General features: G+C 58.2%; 16 protein-coding genes and 1 riboswitch. Of the genes, 7 read left to right on the forward strand and 9 right to left on the reverse strand.

The features are described from left to right. The first annotated feature begins 6 nt into the window (after positions 1–6). Positions 7–954, forward strand: coding sequence for a phytoene/squalene synthase family protein (locus Q4E11_RS03620; RefSeq protein WP_303163757.1), 948 nt, complete (start codon positions 7–9; stop codon positions 952–954). Between the two features lie 18 nt (positions 955–972). Here Q4E11_RS03620 and Q4E11_RS03625 read toward each other — a convergent pair whose 3' ends face one another. After that, positions 973–1,347, reverse strand: a complete 375-nt coding sequence (locus tag Q4E11_RS03625; protein WP_303163758.1) for an Rv2175c family DNA-binding protein — start codon at positions 1,345–1,347, stop codon at positions 973–975. A 187-nt stretch (positions 1,348–1,534) separates the two neighbouring features. Here Q4E11_RS03625 and Q4E11_RS03630 point away from each other — a divergent pair, with 187 nt between their 5' ends. Then, entirely contained in the window at positions 1,535–3,871 is a 2,337-nt protein-coding gene (locus Q4E11_RS03630; RefSeq protein ID WP_303163759.1) for a PASTA domain-containing protein, read from the forward strand. A 107-nt stretch (positions 3,872–3,978) separates the two neighbouring features. On the opposite strand, the gene Q4E11_RS03635 is transcribed toward Q4E11_RS03630, so the two are convergent. From Q4E11_RS03635 to Q4E11_RS03665, 7 genes are all read right to left on the reverse strand, one after another. Further along, on the reverse strand, positions 3,979–5,364 hold the full coding sequence (locus Q4E11_RS03635; protein ID WP_303163760.1) for a class II 3-deoxy-7-phosphoheptulonate synthase: 1,386 nt from the start codon (positions 5,362–5,364) through the stop codon (positions 3,979–3,981). A 69-nt stretch (positions 5,365–5,433) separates the two neighbouring features. Continuing rightward, a complete protein-coding gene (locus Q4E11_RS03640) occupies positions 5,434–5,928 on the reverse strand; it encodes a polyadenylate-specific 3'-exoribonuclease AS (protein WP_303163762.1) in 495 nt (164 codons plus the stop codon). Between the two features lie 112 nt (positions 5,929–6,040). Then, positions 6,041–6,832, reverse strand: a complete 792-nt coding sequence (locus Q4E11_RS03645) for a 1-acyl-sn-glycerol-3-phosphate acyltransferase (protein ID WP_303163763.1) — start codon at positions 6,830–6,832, stop codon at positions 6,041–6,043. 99 nt (positions 6,833–6,931) lie between these two features. After that, positions 6,932–7,945 carry an ROK family protein gene (locus Q4E11_RS03650; protein WP_303163764.1) on the reverse strand — a complete coding sequence of 338 codons (1,014 nt, stop codon included), beginning with the start codon at positions 7,943–7,945 and terminating at the stop codon, positions 6,932–6,934. Between the two features lie 25 nt (positions 7,946–7,970). Beyond that, complete coding sequence (locus Q4E11_RS03655) at positions 7,971–9,110, reverse strand: glycosyltransferase family 4 protein (RefSeq protein WP_303163765.1); 1,140 nt, start codon at positions 9,108–9,110, stop codon at positions 7,971–7,973. Positions 9,111–9,194: 84 nt separating this feature from the next. Next, a complete protein-coding gene (locus tag Q4E11_RS03660; RefSeq protein ID WP_303163766.1) occupies positions 9,195–10,217 on the reverse strand; it encodes an NlpC/P60 family protein in 1,023 nt (340 codons plus the stop codon). 318 nt (positions 10,218–10,535) lie between these two features. Further along, positions 10,536–11,129 carry a C40 family peptidase gene (locus Q4E11_RS03665; protein WP_303163767.1) on the reverse strand — a complete coding sequence of 198 codons (594 nt, stop codon included), beginning with the start codon at positions 11,127–11,129 and terminating at the stop codon, positions 10,536–10,538. A gap of 13 nt (positions 11,130–11,142) precedes the next feature. Then, a riboswitch (cyclic di-AMP (ydaO/yuaA leader) is annotated at positions 11,143–11,323 on the reverse strand. A gap of 377 nt (positions 11,324–11,700) precedes the next feature. Between Q4E11_RS03665 and Q4E11_RS03670 the strand changes: the two genes are divergently transcribed. Beyond that, positions 11,701–13,290 (forward strand): DEDD exonuclease domain-containing protein, encoded by a 1,590-nt coding sequence (locus Q4E11_RS03670; RefSeq protein ID WP_303163768.1) that lies wholly within the window; start codon positions 11,701–11,703, stop codon positions 13,288–13,290. On the opposite strand, the gene trpD is transcribed toward Q4E11_RS03670, so the two are convergent. Beyond that, entirely contained in the window at positions 13,287–14,354 is a 1,068-nt protein-coding gene (trpD, locus tag Q4E11_RS03675; RefSeq protein WP_303163769.1) for an anthranilate phosphoribosyltransferase, read from the reverse strand. The genes Q4E11_RS03670 and trpD overlap by 4 nt on opposite strands. A 513-nt stretch (positions 14,355–14,867) precedes the next feature. Here trpD and Q4E11_RS03680 point away from each other — a divergent pair. The 4 genes from Q4E11_RS03680 (at position 14,868) to Q4E11_RS03695 (ending at position 19,281) form a co-directional block, all read left to right on the forward strand. Then, entirely contained in the window at positions 14,868–15,482 is a 615-nt protein-coding gene (locus tag Q4E11_RS03680; RefSeq protein ID WP_303163772.1) for a heme-copper oxidase subunit III, read from the forward strand. Between the two features lie 75 nt (positions 15,483–15,557). Beyond that, positions 15,558–16,448 carry a c-type cytochrome gene (locus Q4E11_RS03685; RefSeq protein ID WP_303163774.1) on the forward strand — a complete coding sequence of 297 codons (891 nt, stop codon included), beginning with the start codon at positions 15,558–15,560 and terminating at the stop codon, positions 16,446–16,448. Further along, a complete protein-coding gene (locus tag Q4E11_RS03690; protein WP_303163778.1) occupies positions 16,445–17,656 on the forward strand; it encodes a ubiquinol-cytochrome c reductase iron-sulfur subunit in 1,212 nt (403 codons plus the stop codon). The genes Q4E11_RS03685 and Q4E11_RS03690 overlap by 4 nt, the downstream gene beginning before the upstream one ends. Next, positions 17,653–19,281, forward strand: coding sequence for a cytochrome bc complex cytochrome b subunit (locus Q4E11_RS03695; RefSeq protein ID WP_303163780.1), 1,629 nt, complete (start codon positions 17,653–17,655; stop codon positions 19,279–19,281). The genes Q4E11_RS03690 and Q4E11_RS03695 overlap by 4 nt, the downstream gene beginning before the upstream one ends. Positions 19,282–19,321: the final 40 nt, after the last annotated feature.

A 19,321-nucleotide genomic window follows, 5' to 3' on the forward strand; every position in this document is an offset into this window, starting at 1 on the left:
CCTACTGTGACGTCCCCGCAAGCCTTTGAACTCTGCCATGAAATCATGGCCTCCCACGGTCATACATATGCCCTGGCCACACGTCTGCTCGCCCCGCGTCAACAGCGCGCGGTGTGGTCACTCTACGCCTGGGCACGCATCGTCGACGACTACGTCGACTGCCCCACCGTGCAGACCAGCTCCCCCGCCAAGCTCGAGGCAACAGTCGAACGCCTCAATCGACTATTTCGCACCGCTGTGGTCACCGGTTCGCTAGACGACGTCGATTGCGACCGCGACCGCGCCGTCATTTCGGCGGCAGCGCAAACTTTCCGCGACTACGACATTGATCCCCAGCTTTCAGCAGACTTCATTGATTCCATGCTGATGGATGTGCCGAATACGCCTGGACACATTGCGCACTTTGAGACTTGGGAACAACTAGATGACTACATGTGGGGCTCCGCTGCCGTCATCGGCTTGGAGATGCTCCCAGTCTTGGGCACTCGCCACGGCGTCACTCGCGCCGAGGCAGCTCCGCATGCCGAATACTTGGGCAGAGCGTTCCAGGTGACCAACTTCTTGCGTGATATCGCAGAGGATTTCCGTCGCGGACGCATCTATCTTCCCCTGGATCAGTGGGATGCCTTTGGCGTGGATACAGAGGAACTCGGCTACTGCGTGAAAAGTGGAAAAACCACAGGACCGATACGCCGCGCTGTGGCCTACTTTGTGGCGCGCAATCGAGCTTTGTATGCACAGGCCCGCCCTGGCATCGATATGCTGGATGTCCCCGGCCGCCAGGCTATTCGTGCCGCTGAGGTGCTCTATTCCGATATTCTGGGAGAGATTGAGCGCGCTAACTACAATGTGTTTGCACAGCGTGCGCATGTGGGGCGCGCCCGAAAAGCAAAAATCGCCCTGCCACTGCTGGTGACAGCAGTACCGGGGCGAGCGCGACAGCAGTTTAGCTAACGCGGGGCTAGAAGGCCGCTAAAAGGCCATAGCCTGAGCGCGGCGCATGACTTCACGAGCTAAATGACCATGGAGGGCGTCCACCGGACGCCCTGGCAGAGAATCATCCTCGGTGAAGAGCCACTCCAGAGTTTCCTCTCGCGAGTAGCCTCCGTCGCCAAGCAGCGCGAGCGCGCCGGGGACGAAACGCGCGACCTCGCTGCCCTCAAAGAAGCGCTCGGGAATTTGCGCGATGCCATCGCGGTTGATTGCAATGAGGCGTCCTTCCTGCAACAACGCATGAATGCGCGTCACGGGCACACCGATGCGGTCAGCGGCATCGGGCAGCGGGAGCGTGGGTTCATCGGAGCTCAGGACATCTGTGCACGTTGGAATCTTTCTCACACTGGTCACTTTAGCGCGTTAGGGCCCTAGGGTTTAAGTCCCCATATACTAAGTAAAGGCTGGCGCCAGGTATCGGCCGACGCGATGGTTGAGTCGACGTAATAGTTGAGCCAACGCGATGGCTGAGCCGTGGGTGCTGATTTTTAGTTACGTACTTGTGAAGTTAGAGATTGTAGAAAATAAGGAAGGCTGATTTATGTCGCAGCTTGTCGAGGGGCAGATTCTCGATGGCCGCTACCGAATTGGTGCGACCATCGCACACGGTGGCATGAGCACCGTGTACTGCGCCACCGATCTGCGACTCGATCGTGTGGTGGCGGCCAAGGTCATGGACCCGCGCTTTGTCGACGATGAATCCTTCCGTATCCGCTTTGAACGCGAGGCTCGCGCAGTTGCGCACCTCAATGATGAGTCGTTGGTCAACGTTTATGACCAGGGCACTGACCCGGCTGGGCACGTCTTCCTAATTATGGAATTCGTCGACGGCGGCACGCTGCGCGAGCTGCTGCGTCAGCGCGGCCCCATGCCACCTCATGCGGCTGCAGCGGTGATGCGCTCGGTGCTTCGCGCACTCTCCGTTGCGCATTCACGGGGCATGGTCCACCGCGATATCAAGCCGGAAAATGTGCTGATTTCCTCCGATGGGCGCGTGAAATTAGCCGACTTCGGCCTGGTGCGCGCAGCCGCTGATGCGAAGGTCACATCGAATTCGGTCATTGTGGGCACGGTGGCATACCTATCTCCGGAACAAGTCACCGGTGAGCCAATTTCCCCGGCCTCTGATGTCTACTCTGCCGGTGTGCTCCTCTTTGAGCTGCTCACTGGCACGACCCCGTTTATTGCCGACTCCTCTTTGGGAGTGGCCATGAAACGCCTCAACGAGGAGGTGCCACTTCCCTCAGACCTCATTGATGGTGTGCCAGCGGAGTTCGATGAACTGGTACTTCATGCTTGTTCCCGCAGGCCAGAGGACAGGTTTTCGACTGCGAAGGAATTCGCCCAAGCGCTGGAGGAAGTTTCCGAGGAATTGGCGCTGCCACCGTTTAAGGTTCCCTCGCCGTCTCATTCAGCAGCCGCAAATGCCGCTGTTGCAGAGGGCCTGACGGAAAACTTCCAGCGAGATCCTGGCTCACGCGCACCGCGTCCGGGAATTGCAGAGACCGCGCCTGAGCGATTCGACAACCCGGAGGCGGGGCACACTCGCACCTTCGACCGCAATGACGGCTATGACAACGCCAGCTGGGAAATGCCAGCTGCCGCACCCACGTCTACGCCTGGACAGGCACCCGGATCTGTGCCATTTGCACAGCCGGAGCCTCCGCGGGCAATGCCCTACCCATCGCCACAGACTCAGCCGCAACCAGAGCCGCAGTATCCGCCAGCTCGGACTGACTCTCCACAGCATCCCCAGCCCAGATCCGAGAGCGCACAAAAGCGCCCGAACCGTCGAGCATCACGACAGCGCACTCGCCGCGGCTGTGCGCTCTGGCTGGTCATTGCGCTTATTGCTACCCTGGGCATGGGTTTGGGTGCCTGGTGGCTGGGATCTGGTCGTTATGGCGAGGTGCCGTCAATCACCGGCCTTTCTCAGCCACAGGCAATGTCAGCAATAAGCGATGCGGGCTTTGAGCCAGTCGTTGACGAGCGCTACCACAACACGGTGGCGGCATCGAAGATCATCGGTTCGGAACCGCTGGCCGGGGAGCGCGTTGTGCGTGGCGACGATGTCCTCGTGCTAGTCAGCCTTGGTCGGCCGACTGTGCCCGCCTATCCGGCGAATCATTCGCCACAGGTGTATAGTGAGGAACTTTCCAAGCGCACCTTAAAGGAAAAGGTCGGTGAACCCGTATTCTCCGATGATGTATCTCCTGGTGATTTGGTATTCGCCAAGCCATCTCCAGGCCAGGCAGTCAATGTCGGTGCAACCGTGACGGTGCATTACTCCATAGGACCTGCTCCAGTAAAGGTTCCGCACATCGTGGGGCTTACCGAAAAGCAGGCGCGTCAGCAGCTGCGTGAAGCCGGCCTGGAGGTCGGCGATACCGTCGAGGAGTTCTCTGCATCTGCTGATGAGGACGAAGTTATCGCTGTCTCCCCCGACGAAGGTACGGGCTTGGAACGCGGTAGTTCTGTGACGTTGACCGTCAACAATGGCATCGAGGTGCCGAAGGTGGTTGGACGTACCGAAGCCGATGCGCGCAAGATCCTGCAACGCGCAGGAATTGAGGTTGCCAAGGTGCGTACCTCGGACTCCTCATCAAGCAGTTACGGCCGTGTGGATTCGGTGTCTCCGGCAGCAGGCGAAGTCATTGATCCCGATAACGCTACCGTCACACTGACGGTGTCACGTTCGGTAAAGGTGCCACAGCTGATGGGCAAGACGGTCAAGCAAGCACGTCGTGAAGCGGAAAAGCAGAACCTTGAACTAGAGGTATCTGGCTCTGCCAGCGAAAATGACCGCGTTTTGGTGCAGTCCCCGCTCCCCGGCTCACGGGCCAAGGCGGGCGACAGCATTAAGGTCAGCACTCTGTAGCTGGTCGAGTTGGTCTCCAGCTGCACAGTGCTGACCTGCGGAATACTGACCTTTGCGGCCATGGCACGCGTGGCGTAATACGTGGCCGCGCTCGTGCTAGGCCTCGCTTAGTTACGCAGCATCTCAGCGACCAGGAAGGCCAGCTCCAGGGACTGCTGAGTGTTTAGACGCGGGTCACAGGCAGATGCGTAGCGATCCGGCAGGTCGACATCGGAAATGTCCTGGGCACCGCCGAGGCACTCAGTAGCATCCTCGCCGGTGAGCTCGACGTGGATACCGCCTGGGTGTGAGCCCAAGGAGCGGTGCACTTCGAAAAAGCCCTGTACTTCGTCGACGATGCGGTCGAAGTGGCGGGTCTTGTAGCCATTGGAGGCAGCGTAGGTGTTGCCGTGCATTGGATCGCACTGCCAAATGACCTTGTGGCCCGAGGCCTCCACGGCCTCCACAATCGGAGGCAAAACGGAGCGAACCTTGTCATTGCCCAGACGGGACGTCAGGGTCAGGCGGCCTGGCTGGAAGAACGGGTCGAGCTTGTCAGCGTAGGCGACGGCTTCTTCCGGCGTGGTAGTCGGGCCAATCTTGACGCCCACTGGGTTGCCGATCATTGCGGCCAGATTGACGTGGAAGTCCTCCATGCCACGAGTACGCTCACCAATCCACAGCTGGTGTGCGGAGAGGTTGAACAGCTCCTGGCCATCTTCGTTTTCAGACAGACGCAGCATGGCGCGCTCGTAGTCAACGACCAGTGCCTCATGCGAGCAGTAAATCTGTGCGGTCTGCAGATTGGAGTCGGCAACACCGCAAGCTGCCATGAATCGCAGAGCATGATCGATTTCGCTAGCCAGGTCCTCGTATCGAGCACCTGCTGGTGAGTTGCTGACGAACTCACGGTTCCACTCGTGTAGACGATGCAGGTCAGCGGTGCCGGAACCGGTCAGTGCACGCACGAGATTCATCGCAGCCGATGCGTTTGCATAGGCGCGAACCATTCGAGCTGGGTCATGAACACGGGCTTCTTCGGTCGGTTCAACGCCATTGACCATGTCACCACGGTAGCTCAGCAGACCATCGCCATCGATGTCCTTCGAGCGCGGTTTGGCATACTGACCTGCGATACGGGCCATCTTCACCACTGGGGTGGATGCGCCGTAAGTCAGCACGACGGCCATTTGCAGCAAGGTCTTCACATTCGCGCGAATGTGTGGCTCAGTATTGGACTCAAAGGTCTCCGCGCAGTCACCGCCCTGCAGCAGGAAGGCCTTGCCATTGGCGACGTCGGCAAGCTCCTGCCGAAGCTTACGCACCTCTGGTGCGACGACAATTGGCGGAACCGTCTCAAGAATACGACGGACATTTGCGGCGGCCCGGGTGTCCCAGCTTGGCTGCTGGAGGGCGCGGCGGGAAACTACATCAGCAAAGCGCTCCGCCATCTCACCGGGAAGCGGCGGCAGATCGGGCAGGTCATCTACAGGAAGGTCAATAGTCCAACTCACAAGAGTTCATTGTAACTACCCCGCACCTCGGGTGTTAGTCAGGTCACCTAATAGCCGTAGTTTCACCGCTTACTTATCCAGTGGCATAGCCTGGGCGATGCGGTTGAACTTCACCAGATTGTGCTGGGCATCCGCCAACGCATCGTGCTTACCGGCGGTCTGACGCGGCAGCTTGGGCTTGCCCGCCATCTCCCAGTACTGCTTGAGCTCACGGGTAAAACGCGGAATGACCTGTGGCAACTTAGTCATGTCCCCCCAAAGCTGCGCTAGTGCAATGTGGTCATAGGCCCCCACCCAGGCCCACAGCTCGGGCCGTCCGGTGCCGGACTCTGTAAGAAATGCGAGGAGTTCCTTGCGAATAGTCTCGCGGTTTTTCCACAGCGGCGAAGAGGGACTGGGCAGCTGATTGAGCACATTGGCTCGTACCCACGGTCCTGCTTTGCTCGCATCAAACTCGGTTGACACCGCGTAGTACTCACGGCCGTCCTCGGCCACGACACCGATGGAGACAAGGTCAATGGTCTTGCCGTCCTCAATGAACTCGGTGTCATAGAAATAACGCACGGTGTGGAATCCTCTCCAGCTTTGACTCCAAGCAGGCAAACCGCGGCTGACAGTCAGCTTTCCCCACGGGCACAAGCATCACTGCAGCCGCAAAAACTATCTGCGTTTTATTCTAGCGACCGAGTCGGAACCACCGACGAGGGGTCGGCTTCGGGCCCGGCGCTGGTACCGTCAGTTCGCCGCCCGGCTCGGTGCCCTCTGGGTATCCGTGGCCCGCTTCCAAGGACTTCCTAACATCGCCGGCATATGCCCTGACATACTCCTGACCAGACAGTTTCTGAATTTCCTTCATCAGATCATCGGTCAGTGCCCTGGCTGCTTCACGCTCATCGGTGTACTTGCCCTTGTACTCCGCCGGATCCAGCGGATCGCCAATAATGATGCCCACGCGAACCGGACGCGGAATCCAGCTGCCAATTGGGTTCGCCTTTTCCGTATCAATCATGGCCATCGGGAACACCGGCACGCCGGTCTTCAGCGCAACGCGGGCCGCACCGGTCTTGCCGCGGTAGAGACGACCATCCGGACTACGAGTACCTTCTGGCGAGATTCCCAGCAGGTCACCGCGAGCAAGCACCTTTACGCCCGCATTCAGTGCGTCGCGAGCAGCATCGCTGGAAGTGCGGTCAATCGGCACCTGGCCGACCGAGGAGAAGAAGAACTTCTGAATACCACCCACAAAACCGGGGGTGTTGAAGTACTCGGCCTTGGCCAAGAACGTCAACTGACGATGACACACCAGCGGGAAGTAGAAGTGATCCATGACGGCCAGGTGGTTCGACACCATCAGAGCCGGCCCCTCAACCGGAATCTTGTCACCGCCGATGTAATAAGGACGGTTGTAAATCCGCAGCCACGGCCCAATGAGGATGTACTTGAAGAACTTGTACCAGCGATTATTCACGGTTTAAAACTATACAGGGTCGCATCGAAGCCAGCGCCAGGCATCGCCGGTATCCCCCACTTTCTGGGCGAGGGACAGCACTTGATACGTAAGCGCGCTTTACGACGGATCCCTGACCTCAGCAACCACGAAGCTGCGAGCAATATCTGCCACACCAATAAGGCCAGCATCAGCTCCGAGTTCTGCAACCTTCACCTCAGCCACGGGACGGTAGCCAGAACCAGTGATATTGCGCGCGAATTCCGCCTGCGCCTTTTCCAAGTACAGGTCCGATGCCGTGGCGACTCCCCCGCCGATGACCACAAGCTCCGGGTCAAAGACATCCCCGACGATGGACAGGCCACGCCCCAGCCAGGTGGCGAAATCATCCAATGCCGCCTCAGCCAGTTCATCGCCCTGACGCGCTGCTGCGACAACATCTGTACCAGTGACGGTGCCGGCAACCAGACCGTCGGTAAGCCGGGAGTAGTACTGACCGGATTCAGCGAGCTCGGCTGCGGTGGTGACCAGTGCCGTGCCCGAGCAGTAGCGCTCGAAACAACCGCGCTTGCCGCATGCGCACGCGCGTCCCTCTGGCACCACGGTCAAGTGGCCGAATTCCGGTGCGGTGCCGTACGCGCCGCGGTAGATTTTTCCGCCTTGCATCATCGCGCCGCCGATGCCGGTGCCGAGCGCGAAGAGCACCCAGTTATCCGCACCGCGCGCCGCGCCAAATCGGAACTCGCCCCACGCCGCAGAGTTGGCGTCATGCTCAAGCTGCAGCGGACGCGGAAGAAGCAAGGACAAACGCTTGACGACGTTCGCATCGCGCCACGGCAAATGCGGAGCAAAGCGAACCGTTTGGCGATCCGAATCTAGGAAACCTGCAATCGCCAAGCCAATGGCGCTGACCTCTGGAAACTTCTCAACCAATCGCTCGGATGTCTGGACAATACCGCGCTCGATGGCATCGACGCTGCCATCCGAGCTGGTTTGGACTCGGTAGAGAACTTTGCCGTCCGCACTGACAACTGCGGCCCGCAGGTTGGTACCACCGATGTCGAACCCGATGGCCGGGCTGTCTGCGACAACAGAGGCATCTACGCCAGAGGAATGCGCGATATCGGTGGACATAACAGTTAATTATAAAGGGGCTGGGCTAGTTTCCCAGAATTCGCCGAGCACGCGCAGCCATTACTTCCCAGGTCCAGTTGGCAGTCACGTGCTGACGGCCACGAATACCCATCGCGGCAGCACGCTCAGGATCGCCCAGGACAGTAAGTACACCTGCCATAACACTGTCGACTGATGCGCCGTTGACTACGATGCCGGTCTCTCCATCAATTACAGTCTCCGGAGCGCCACCGGAATTTCCAGCGACAACGGGTATGCCACAGGCTTGCGCCTCCAAGTAGACAATGCCCAAGCCCTCAACGTCGAGTCCACCGCCGCGTGTTCGCGCTGGCATTGCAAATACGGTCGCCGCATTGTAGTAGGCAGGCAGCTCATCAAAGGACACCTTACCTGCGAAAATGGTCTGATCCGCGACTCCGCACTCCTGCGCTAGCTGCTGCAATGCCTCGCCACGGGGACCGACACCGACGATGAGAAGTCGGGCATCGGGGTGCCTTGCAAGAATCTGCGGCATGCTGCGGATCAGCATGTCCTGGCCTTTTCGTCGCACCAGCCGAGAAATACAGACAATGAGCGGTTGCTCGGCCCCAATGCCATAGCGCTGGCGAATATCCTGCCCCGCCTGCGAGTTTGGTGAAAATCGTTCGATATCCACACCCGACGGAAGGCGCTCAAACGCCGCACGGGGGCCAAAAGCTGCAGCAAATCGACCTCGCGTATAGCGCGAGATGTAAGTAACTACATCAGAGCTATTGCCAATCCGGCGAAGCATCTGCCGAGCTACCGGCAGCATGGACCAGCCCACCTCATGCCCATGTGTGGTCGATACAATGCGGCTGGCGCCAGCACGACGGCATGCGTCGGCAAGCAAACCCAACGGTGCAGCGGCGCCGAACCATACTGTGTCGATGCGCTCGTCCTTGATGATTCGTGCGGCTCGGCCGGCGACGTGCGGTAGCGGCAGTAGAACCTTGTCGCGCATACGGTAGACGCGAAATGGCAGTGACTCGTCGTAGGCGCGTAAGCGTTCTGCAGACGCACGAGAGGAGGCTAAAACGACCAGGTTGGCGGGGTCGAGGCGCGCACAGAAATCTCGCAAGTAGGACTCAATACCACCGTCGCGAGGTGGAAAATCATTGGTGATAAGCAGTACGCGCGCAGACATAATGGCCGAATTGTTAACCTTCGTCGAGTTTCTTTACATACAAAACCACAGGCGGAGGCATCGACCTACCAGGGGAAAGCTCCCCTAGTAACGAACCGCACCCTGGTAAGGGCCGCCCTGGTCAATCGAGACTACCTGAACCGGGATGCCATAGTCGGAGGCGTGAATAATCTGGCCATTACCGATGTACATGCCAACGTGGGAAATGCCTGGGTAGTAGCCAATAATGTCGCCTGGCTGCAGCTGATCACGGCTGACCGGCGTGCCACCGGCAAGCTGTGCCTGTGAGGTGCGCGGAATGGACTTGCCAATCTGCTGATAGGCCCAGTACATCAAGCCCGAGCAGTCGAATTCAGACGGACCGGCAGCGCCCCAAGAATACGGGGAACCTAACTTCGACATGGCTGCGTCCACTGCGGCAGAGGAACCCAACAGTTTATCCAGCCCTTCAGTGACCGGGTTATTCTTGGTCATCCAAATGGCACGTTGCTCTGGGCTTAGTGCCTCTACCATCGACTTCACATGTTCACTGCGACCATCGAGGTCTGCGCTGCGCTTGTCCAGTTCGGCGCGGCGCTTGCCCAGGTCATCGAGCTGCTTGCGAATATCATCCTGCAGACGCAGGGCATCGGCCTTGCCGCGTTCCGCATCCTTGCGGGCAGCGACAGCTCGTGCGACAACCTCATCATTATCGCGGAACATCTTGTTGATGTAACCGGTGCGGTCAATTGCATCCTGAGCGCTGGTCGAGCCCAGTGCTGCAGACAGCGGGTCAACAATTTCACCGCGCATACGCTTCTTTGCGAAGTAAGAGATGTCCGCGGAGAGCGCCTTTAAGTCATTTTGTGCGTGGACGACTCGGTCTTCCGACACCTTGAGCTCATCTTGCGCATGCTGGAGCTCCTTTTCCTTGTCCTTAACCTGGACATCGAGGTCATTGACCTCCTCCGACACCGCTTCGGTGTCACGGGAAATCTGCTCCAACTCAGCAATGATGCCATCGGCGGTAGCAAGATCCGGAGCCGGGGCTGGGGCTGGCTCGTCCTGAGCGGCTGCTACCGGCGCGAGGCCTGCGGAGCCAAAAACTAGACCAGTTGCCACTGTCATACCAACGATGCTGCGACGTGATGCCGAAACGCAACGCGTAGCGCGAGCGTGCGAAACTACGCATCGATTTGAAACTGCCGGAAAAGCTGACAAATCAACACACTCTTTAGACTTATTCACAAGTATTTCCCCGAACATCAAGAACTTGACGCAATCGAGCAGATTGTATCACTGCCCTGCAAGAACTAACTATTCAAAAGAAAGAGACGAGCGCTACAGTGTCGAACATCATAAAAAGTCGACACAGTGGCACTCGCCTCTTTGACCCCAAAAGTTTGGGAACTGCGGGAGCTACCTCCTCCCGCGGACTTCACCCAATTAGAAACGGACGAAGTTGTGAACCGGCATGTAGTTCATCGGAGCTTCCTTGACGACATCGCCAGTCTGCGGAGCGTGAATCACGTTGCCGTTACCGGAGAAGATGCCGACGTGGGTTGCACCGGAGTAGAAGGAGACGATGTCACCGAGACCCGGGCTAGCAACCGGGGTACCCTGGGAAGCCTGTGCCTGAGAGGTGCGCGGGATGGACTTACCAACCTGCTGGTAAGCCCAGGAGGTCAGACCAGAGCAGTCGAAAGAGTTCGGACCAGTAGCGCCCCAGACGTACGGGGAACCAATCTTGGAACGAGCTGCATCGACGATTGCGGCGCCAGTGGACGGTGCGCCGACGTTAGCGAGCTTGCCGCTAACGAGGTTGCCGCCAGTGAACTTGCCGCTGAGATCGTTGATCTTGCCAGCAACATCCTGCAGACCTGCAACCTGCGGGGAATCAAAGCCGTTCAGAGCGCCCTGAATATCGGTCAGCGGATTGGCGTTTGCAGCCGGGACGGTCAGTGCTGTGACGCCAACGACGGTGGCGCCGAATGCGGCTGCGTTACGTGCGATGTTAGAACGGCGGTGGTGCTTGCCCATTGTGTAAAACTCCAAAATCTTCCTGCTTAGCCGACCGGGTTAGCTGACGGGTTCGGAAGAATGGAAGACTTCCTACCCTCCGGGATTTTCCCTTTGGGATTCACCCCAAGTTTTGAGGTGGGTCCCCGGCTCGAATTTCTTCGAAGTTCACTGTGCGTGACGCTCGAAGTTCTTCGATTAGGCTCTGTGTTTTCTTATCAATGATCGGCACCAATTCGATGGCCCCGTTTCAATGTCTCGATAAGATTACGAAACGGCATCAAGTTTTGTCTAGCCATTCGGCAAAAAATCCCCCGGGAACCGGCTTGTTACCGTTCATATACCCATTTTGTTACCAAGCCGTTATAACTGAACGATTCCCCCATAAAGAAATAATAACGGTTTGATAAATACGCATCTACCTGGCGTTTTAATCTCCGCGACGAACTTTACACTCCCGCTCAACTCTGCGCCGAAATCTCGCCAAAATTCTCAATTGTGTTTTGCATCACAGCTTCGGAAAAATGAGCACTTCCAGCCCAAAAGTCACAGCTTTAACACCCTAGTGTCTGCTCCGCATAGGATTATTGACGTGGATTTCGAACAACAGCACCTCCCTCTCGATGGCGCGAACGATGCTCCGTTGTTCAACACCACCTTCGTCGTGGTCGACCTTGAAACAACGGGCCTCAACCCGCAAGGCGATCACATTATTGAAATTGGAGCGGTCAAGACTCGCGCCGGCGAGATTGTCGAGACGTTCTCCACTTTCATCGATCCCGGCATGGAAATCCCGTCCCACATCACCAAGCTCACTGGTATCACCACGGCAGACGTCGAAAACGCGCCACAGCTTGGCACAGCTATGAACCGCTTCCTCGAATTCGCCCGGGGCACCGTCTGGGTCGCACATAACGCCAAGTTCGACATGGGGTTCCTTCGTCAGGCCTGTATAGATTTAAGGCTCGAATGGCCCAGCCCTACCACCGTCGACACGCTCACACTCGCACGGCGCACGATAAACCGCGCGCAGGTCGGCAGCTACCGACTCTCAAATCTGGCGCGCTTCGTAGGCTCCGCGCAACGCCCCACGCACCGCGCGCTTGACGACGCCCGCGCAACCGTCGATGTCCTTTATTACTTAGTGGAGAATCTAGCCGGGGAAAATGTCGAAACAGCCGCCCAGCTAGTTCATTACTCTCCCACAGTCGACCCCGAAATTCGCGCCAAGCGGCACCTCGCAGAGGACGCACCGCACGCCCCCGGCGTATATGTTTTTCGGTCTCGAAATGGCGACCCCTTATATATAGGAACGGCTCTCGATTTGCGACGTAGACTCCTGCAGTATTTCAACGGTTCGGACTCGCGCCGCAAAATTACTGAAATGGTCAAACTCGCCGACCATATTGACATCATTGAATGTCCACATGGCTTCGCCGCCGAAGTCCGCGAGGCACGACTAATCTCCGCACTTCGCCCGCCCTACAACAGGCAGCGAACGGAACCCACCCGCGGTTGGTACATCGTCCCCACCACCGCCACTCGCCCACCAAAAATCAGCCGAGTCGCATCTAGCGCCAGCAGCCTAGGCCCCTTCCGCACGCGCGACACCGCCACTGCCATTCGCGATAGGTTTTCTGCACTTAACGACGACTTTGCGATTACAACCGCACAGATTGCCAGCAGTGGCGCCGACCAGATTTCCGACATGATTGCGGAAATCTCCGCTCTCGCCGAGGCACACCGCTTCCAGCGTGCCGCTCTTCAACGCGACCGCACTGCCGAGTTTATTTTCAGCCTGGATAAACAACAGCGCCTGAGCATGCTTGCATCTATCCCGTCACTGCAAGCCGCTTTTCCCGACGGTCATGGCGGCTGGCACCTCGCCGAGATTCGTTTCGGCCGGCTAGCCGGAGCCGCCACAGCCCCACGTGGCGCAGATATGGGCTACATAATTGACCTGATGGAAAACTCCGCCCAAACGGTTAAACCCGATGACTCCTTATATAAAGGAGCATCGATTGATGAACTCAGCATCATCTGGAAGTGGCTGCAACGCCCTGAGGTACGAATAAAGCCCACTGGCGGAGAATTTTCCTATCCCAGACTAGGGGCGGGAAAATTCCTGCAGTGGGCAGTTGATGCGCAAGATGCACGTCGTCAAGCGCGACGCGAACCTTAACCCTTGACCGCAGCTGCGACGATTTCCATACACAGTCCCGACTTCAGCGTCGTCTCTACCTCGTTGATGGCATCGGCGAGTGCGTCTTTCAGCGGACGACCATCCAGACCGCGCGAAATTGCGATGGCGGCGGCGGAGTTGAGAATTACCGCGTCGCGGATCGGGCCTTCGAGTTCACCAGACCAGATGCGGCGGGCGACATCGGCGTTGTAAGCCGGATCGCCGCCACGCAATGCACCGGCTTCCGAGTACTCCATGCCGAAGTCATGCGGATCGATGACGTCTTCGGTGACTGCACCGTTTTCCACAATGAAAACCTTGGTTGGGCCAGTAACGGTGATTTCATCCAACCCGTCGCTACCACGGACGACCAACGCGCGCTGACCGCGGCGAGCAAAGGTGCCAGCCATGGTTTCCATCAAGTCTTCAAAAGCACAGCCAATCAGACTTGCCTGCGGGCGCGCCGGATTGGTCAGCGGACCGAGGAGATTGAAGACAGTGGGAACTGCGAGTTCCTTGCGAACCGGACCCGCAAACCGCATGGCCGGATGGTAGCGAGCGGCGAAAAGGAAGCGGAGGTAGAACTCCGGGTGCTCCGGAGAGGCCACTACGCCGTCCTCAATATCAATGCCGCAGGCCTCCAACATGTCGGCACCGCCGGACTTCGACGATGCCGCACGGTTGCCATGCTTGAGAACCGGCACACCACACGCCGCGATTGCCACCATAGACATAGTGGAGATATTTACAGTGTGCGCACCGTCACCACCGGTACCGACAATGTCGACCGCGCCACGCGAAATCGCGTCGGCGAGCTTCGGATCATCTACCGGACGGGCGAAGGACAACATACCTTCTGCTGCGGCTTCGAGTTCTGCGGGCGTAATGCCCTTTGCCAGCAGACCAAACGCAAAGGTTGCGGTGTGCACGTCGCCAGAGGCACCGGACATAATCTGATCCATTGCAAAACGAATGCCCTCAGGCGAGACTTCCTCGCCCGCACCAATGGTGGAGAGAACATGGCGCCAGCTCTCGGCTGCCCTCTTGTTGCCGATCATGCTCATCGCCACTCCCTTCCGATAGATAGTCAAGTCTGTATCCGTACTTCATATATATTGCGACACTTTCATATCGTCGCAGGCGGATATACCAACATTGCTGCTGTGATGTACGTAATACAACAAGATACCCACCGAGTTTGCACCGTGCATGACCAGGTCCGCTTTTAGCTCCCCGCTTTTCTGCTCACCCCCGCAGGGGCGGTGAATCGAGGGGTAGCCCTTAAAACATACGAATTACTACGCTAAACTTGCCAAAAGTAGCCGCTGGTTATGGGGGATAACCTGAGACGCAGATGCCACCAGGCTGAGAGCACGCTTGCTCGCCAGTGGTAGCGCGGGAAACAAAAACCGGGATTTTCACTCGCGTCGGAAACGACATCGAAAAGTTCCCAACAGGGGGAAAAATTAGTGAAATTCTCAGAAACCCTTGTTCACGACCTGGGATTTTAGGAATTTATTCACAAAAACGGGGGTTGCAACGTGACTACTCCTTAAGAACAGGCCATACTGTTACATGTGACGAGCGCAGTTGATAATCAAGGTATGACAGCACCACGTCGTGCTGCGACACTGAACCGACCAAATATGGTCAGTGTCGGCACGATTGTGTTCCTGTCTCAGGAATTAATGTTCTTCGCCGGCCTGTTCGCGATGTACTTCGTGTCGCGCGCGAACGGTCAGGGCGAATCGTGGGATTGGGGTACCGGCCACCTCAACGTCCCGTACGCACTGGTGATCACCGTGATCCTGGTGTCGTCTTCGTTCACTGCCCAGTGGGGCGTGTTCGCGGCCGAGCGTGGCGACGTTTTCGCACTCCGTAAGTGGTACGCACTGTCGACCGCCCTGGGTGCGATCTTCCTCGTTGGCCAGGCTTACGAGTACTACACCCTGGTCAGCCACGGTCTGACCATTCAGAACTCCATTTACGGTTCGGTCTTCTTCATCACCACCGGTTTCCACGCAGCCCACGTTCTCGCGGGTGTGCTGGCATTCGTTGTGGTGCTGATCCGTACCTCTAAGGCGAAGTTCACCCCGGCACAGGCCACTGCTGCCATTGTGGTCTCGTACTACTGGCACTTCGTCGACGTCGTGTGGATTGGCCTGTTCATCACCATCTACTTCATCCAGTAGGCCGTATCGGCCGTCCTTTGTTGAGCACGGCCTACAGCCCATCCACTTTCCACGAACAGTCTCAAAGGGAAAAAGATGGAAAACACTACCTCCGAAACCAAGGACACCACGTCCTTGGCTGCGGCCCCGAAGTCGAAGGGCCGCCGCAAGATGCGCCGTACTGCCTCCGGCATTATGGCTATGGCCCTCGCCCTCACCGGCGCGGGTTTCCTCGCGAATGCTCTGACCCCTGATGCACAGACGGCTACTGCCCAGCAGGATGAAGCCGCACTGATTCAGCAGGGCAAGGAACTCTACGACGTTGCCTGCATCACTTGCCACGGCGCCAACCTTCAGGGCGTTAAGGACCGCGGTAAGTCCCTGATTGGCGTCGGCGAGGGCTCGGTTTACTTCCAGGTTCACTCCGGTCGTATGCCGATGCTCCGCAACGAGGCTCAGGCAGCCCGTAAGACCCCGCGTTACTCCGAAGAGCAGACGCTGGCTATCGCAGCCTACGTCCAGGCAAACGGTGGCGGCGCTGGCATTGTCCGCGACGAAGACGGCTCCATTGCAATGGAGTCCCTCCGTGGCAAGAACGCTGGCCCGAACGGCGAGCTGGACAAGGCTGACGTTGCCCGCGGTTCCGAACTGTTCCGTCTGAACTGTGCTTCCTGCCACAACTTCACTGGTCGTGGTGGCGCACTGTCCGGCGGTAAGTACGCACCGGTTCTGGATCCTGCAAATGAGCAGGAGATTTACCAGGCAATGCTGACCGGCCCGCAGAATATGCCGAAGTTCTCTGACCGCCAGCTCTCCGCTGACGAGAAGAAGGACATCATCGCCTACATCAAGAACGCTAAGGAAACTCCGACCCCAGGCGGTTGGGGCCTTGGTGGCATCGGCCCGGTTACTGAGGGTCTTGCTATGTGGATTGTAGGCATCGTCGCTCTCGTAGCGGCCGCTCTTTGGATTGGATCCCGCCGATGAGTAATAACAACAACAAGAAGTACAGCTCCGAAGAGCTGTCGAAGATGAGCAATGCGGATCTCGCTCGTCTGGGTGCTGAACTCGATGACGTGACCATTGCTTACCGCAAGGAACGCTTCCCGATTGCCAACGACCCGGCTGAAAAGCGCGCGGCACGTGGCGTCGCTATCTGGCTTTCGCTGTCGGTCATTCTTGGCCTGGCATTCATCGCCATCTACCTCTTCTACCCATGGCACTACAAGGGCCACGGCGAAGAGGGTCTGTGGCTGTACACCATGTACACCCCGCTGCTGGGTATCACCCTCGGTGGCTGCATTGTCACCCTGGGTATCGGTGCAGTTAAGTTCACCAAGCGTTTCATTCCGGAAGAGATTTCGGTTCAGCGCCGCCACGACGGCCCGTCCGAAGAGGTCGACCAGAAGACCATCGTCGCTCTGTTGAACGACTCTTGGCAGACCTCCACCCTGGGGCGCCGCTCCGCTATCAAGGGCCTCCTGGGCACCGGTGCGGTTCTGGCTGGTATCGGCATGATTCTGCCGATTGGTGGCATGATTAAGAACCCGTGGAAGCCACGCCACGACGTGGACGTCACTGGTGACGGCACCCTGTGGACCACCGGTTGGACCCTCGTCGAAAAGGGCGAGAAGGTTTACCTGGGTCGCGACACTGGTGCTATCGCTGAAGAGGGTGCAGAGGGTTACACCACCAAGGGTGTCTCTCGCCTGGTTCGCCTGCGTCCGGAGGACCTGTCCGCTGGCGCAATGGAGACCGTCTTCCCGCTGCCGGAGAAGGACGTCAACGACGGCGACCGCTACAGCAAGGACGCCGATGTCTACGAGCACCATATGCACTCGATTCACGGTTCCCGCAACTCGGTCATGCTGATTCGTCTGCGTTCTCAGGATGCTGCTAAGGCAGTCCTGCGCAAGGGTCAGGAAGACTTCCACTACGGCGATTACTTCGCATACTCGAAGATTTGTACGCACATCGGTTGCCCGACTTCTCTGTACGAGCAGCAGACCAACCGCATTCTGTGCCCATGCCACCAGTCGCAGTTCGATGCACTGCACTACGGCAAGCCGGTCTTCGGCCCCGCTGCCCGCGCTCTTCCGGAGCTGCCAATCAGCGTTGACGAAGAAGGCTACATGTACGCAAAGGGCAACTTCGTTGAGCCCGTCGGTCCGGCATTCTGGGAGCGTCAGTCATGAGCAATCCAACAAAACTAGCAACCGCTGCTAAGAATATGGATGACCGCTACACCCTGTCTGGCGGCATGCGTAAGCAGCTCAACAAGGTATTCCCTACCCACTGGTCCTTCCTGCTGGGTGAGATCGCACTCTACTCCTTCGTAGTGCTGCTCTTCTCGGGTGTTTACCTGACTCTGTTCTTCGACCCGTCCATGTCGAAGGTCATCTACGACGGTGCATACGCACCGCTTAACGGCGTCGAGATGTCTCGCGCCTACGAGACCGCACTGCAGATCTCCTTCGAGGTCCGCGGTGGTCTGTTCATCCGCCAGGTCCACCACTGGGGTGCTCTCCTGTTCGCCGTGTCGATCATGGCGCACATGTTCCGCATCTTCTTCACCGGCGCATTCCGCAAGCCGCGTGAAGCTAACTGGGTCATCGGTTCGATCCTGCTGCTGCTGTCTGTGGCAGAGGGCTTCATGGGTTACTCCCTGCCGGACGACCTGCTTTCCGGTGTTGGTCTGCGTATTATGTCCGCCATCATCATCGGCCTGCCGATCATCGGTACCTGGCTGCACTGGATGATGTTCAATGGCGACTTCCCGGGTGACCTGATCATCCCGCGTCTGTACATCGCACACGTGCTGATTCTCCCGGCTCTGCTGCTGGGTCTAATCGCCGCTCACCTGGCTCTGGTCTGGTACCAGAAGCACACCCAGTTCCCTGGCGCCGGTCGTACCGAGAACAACGTTGTCGGTGTCCGTATTCTGCCGATCTTCGCGGTTAAGTCCGTTTCCTTCGGCCTGATTACCTTCGGCTTCCTGGCACTGTTCGCTGGTATCTTCCAGATCAACGCAATTTGGAACCTGGGTCCGTACAACCCGTCGCAGGTCTCCGCTGGTTCCCAGCCGGATATTTACATGCTGTGGACTGACGGTGCTGCCCGTGTCATGCCGCCGTGGGAGCTCTACCTGGGCAACTACACCATCCCGGCAGTCTTCTGGGTTGCACTTCTGTGTGGCATCCTGGTCGTCCTGCTGTTCGCTTACCCGTTCATCGAGGCTAAGATCACGGGCGACACTGCTCACCACAACCTGCTGCAGCGTCCGCGCGACGTTCCGGTCCGCTCCGGCCTGGGTGCCATGGCTCTGGTGTTCTACACCCTGCTGACCCTGTCCGGTGGTAACGACCTGATTGCTTACCACTTCCAGATCTCGCTGAACGCTATGACCTGGATTGGCCGCATCGGTCTGATCATCCTGCCTCCGATTGCATACTTCATCACCTACCGAATCTGCATCGGCCTGCAGCGCTCCGACCGCGCTGTGCTGGAGCACGGCATCGAGACCGGTGTTATCAACCAGCTGCCTGATGGTTCCTTCATCGAGGTCCACCAGCCGCTGGGCCCGGTCGACGAGCACGGCCACGCCGTTCCGCTCGAGTACCAGGGTGCTTACGTTCCGAAGCAGATGAACGAGCTGGGCGCCGCTGGCCGTCCGGGTCGTGGTAGCTTCTTCTCCCCGGATTCCCCGGAGATTACTGAAGAGGCAAACCGCATCGAGCAGGAGAACCACGAGCAGCAGACTCAGATGTTCCGCGACCTCGAGGCTCAGAACGCCGAAGAGCGTCGCCAGCTTGAGAACTAAATCGTCGCGGTAGATATCTACTGCGCTCTCAGTTAAGGCC

Origin of the sequence: Corynebacterium sp. (assembly GCF_030532195.1) — a bacterium.
Lineage (GTDB): Bacteria > Actinomycetota > Actinomycetes > Mycobacteriales > Mycobacteriaceae > Corynebacterium.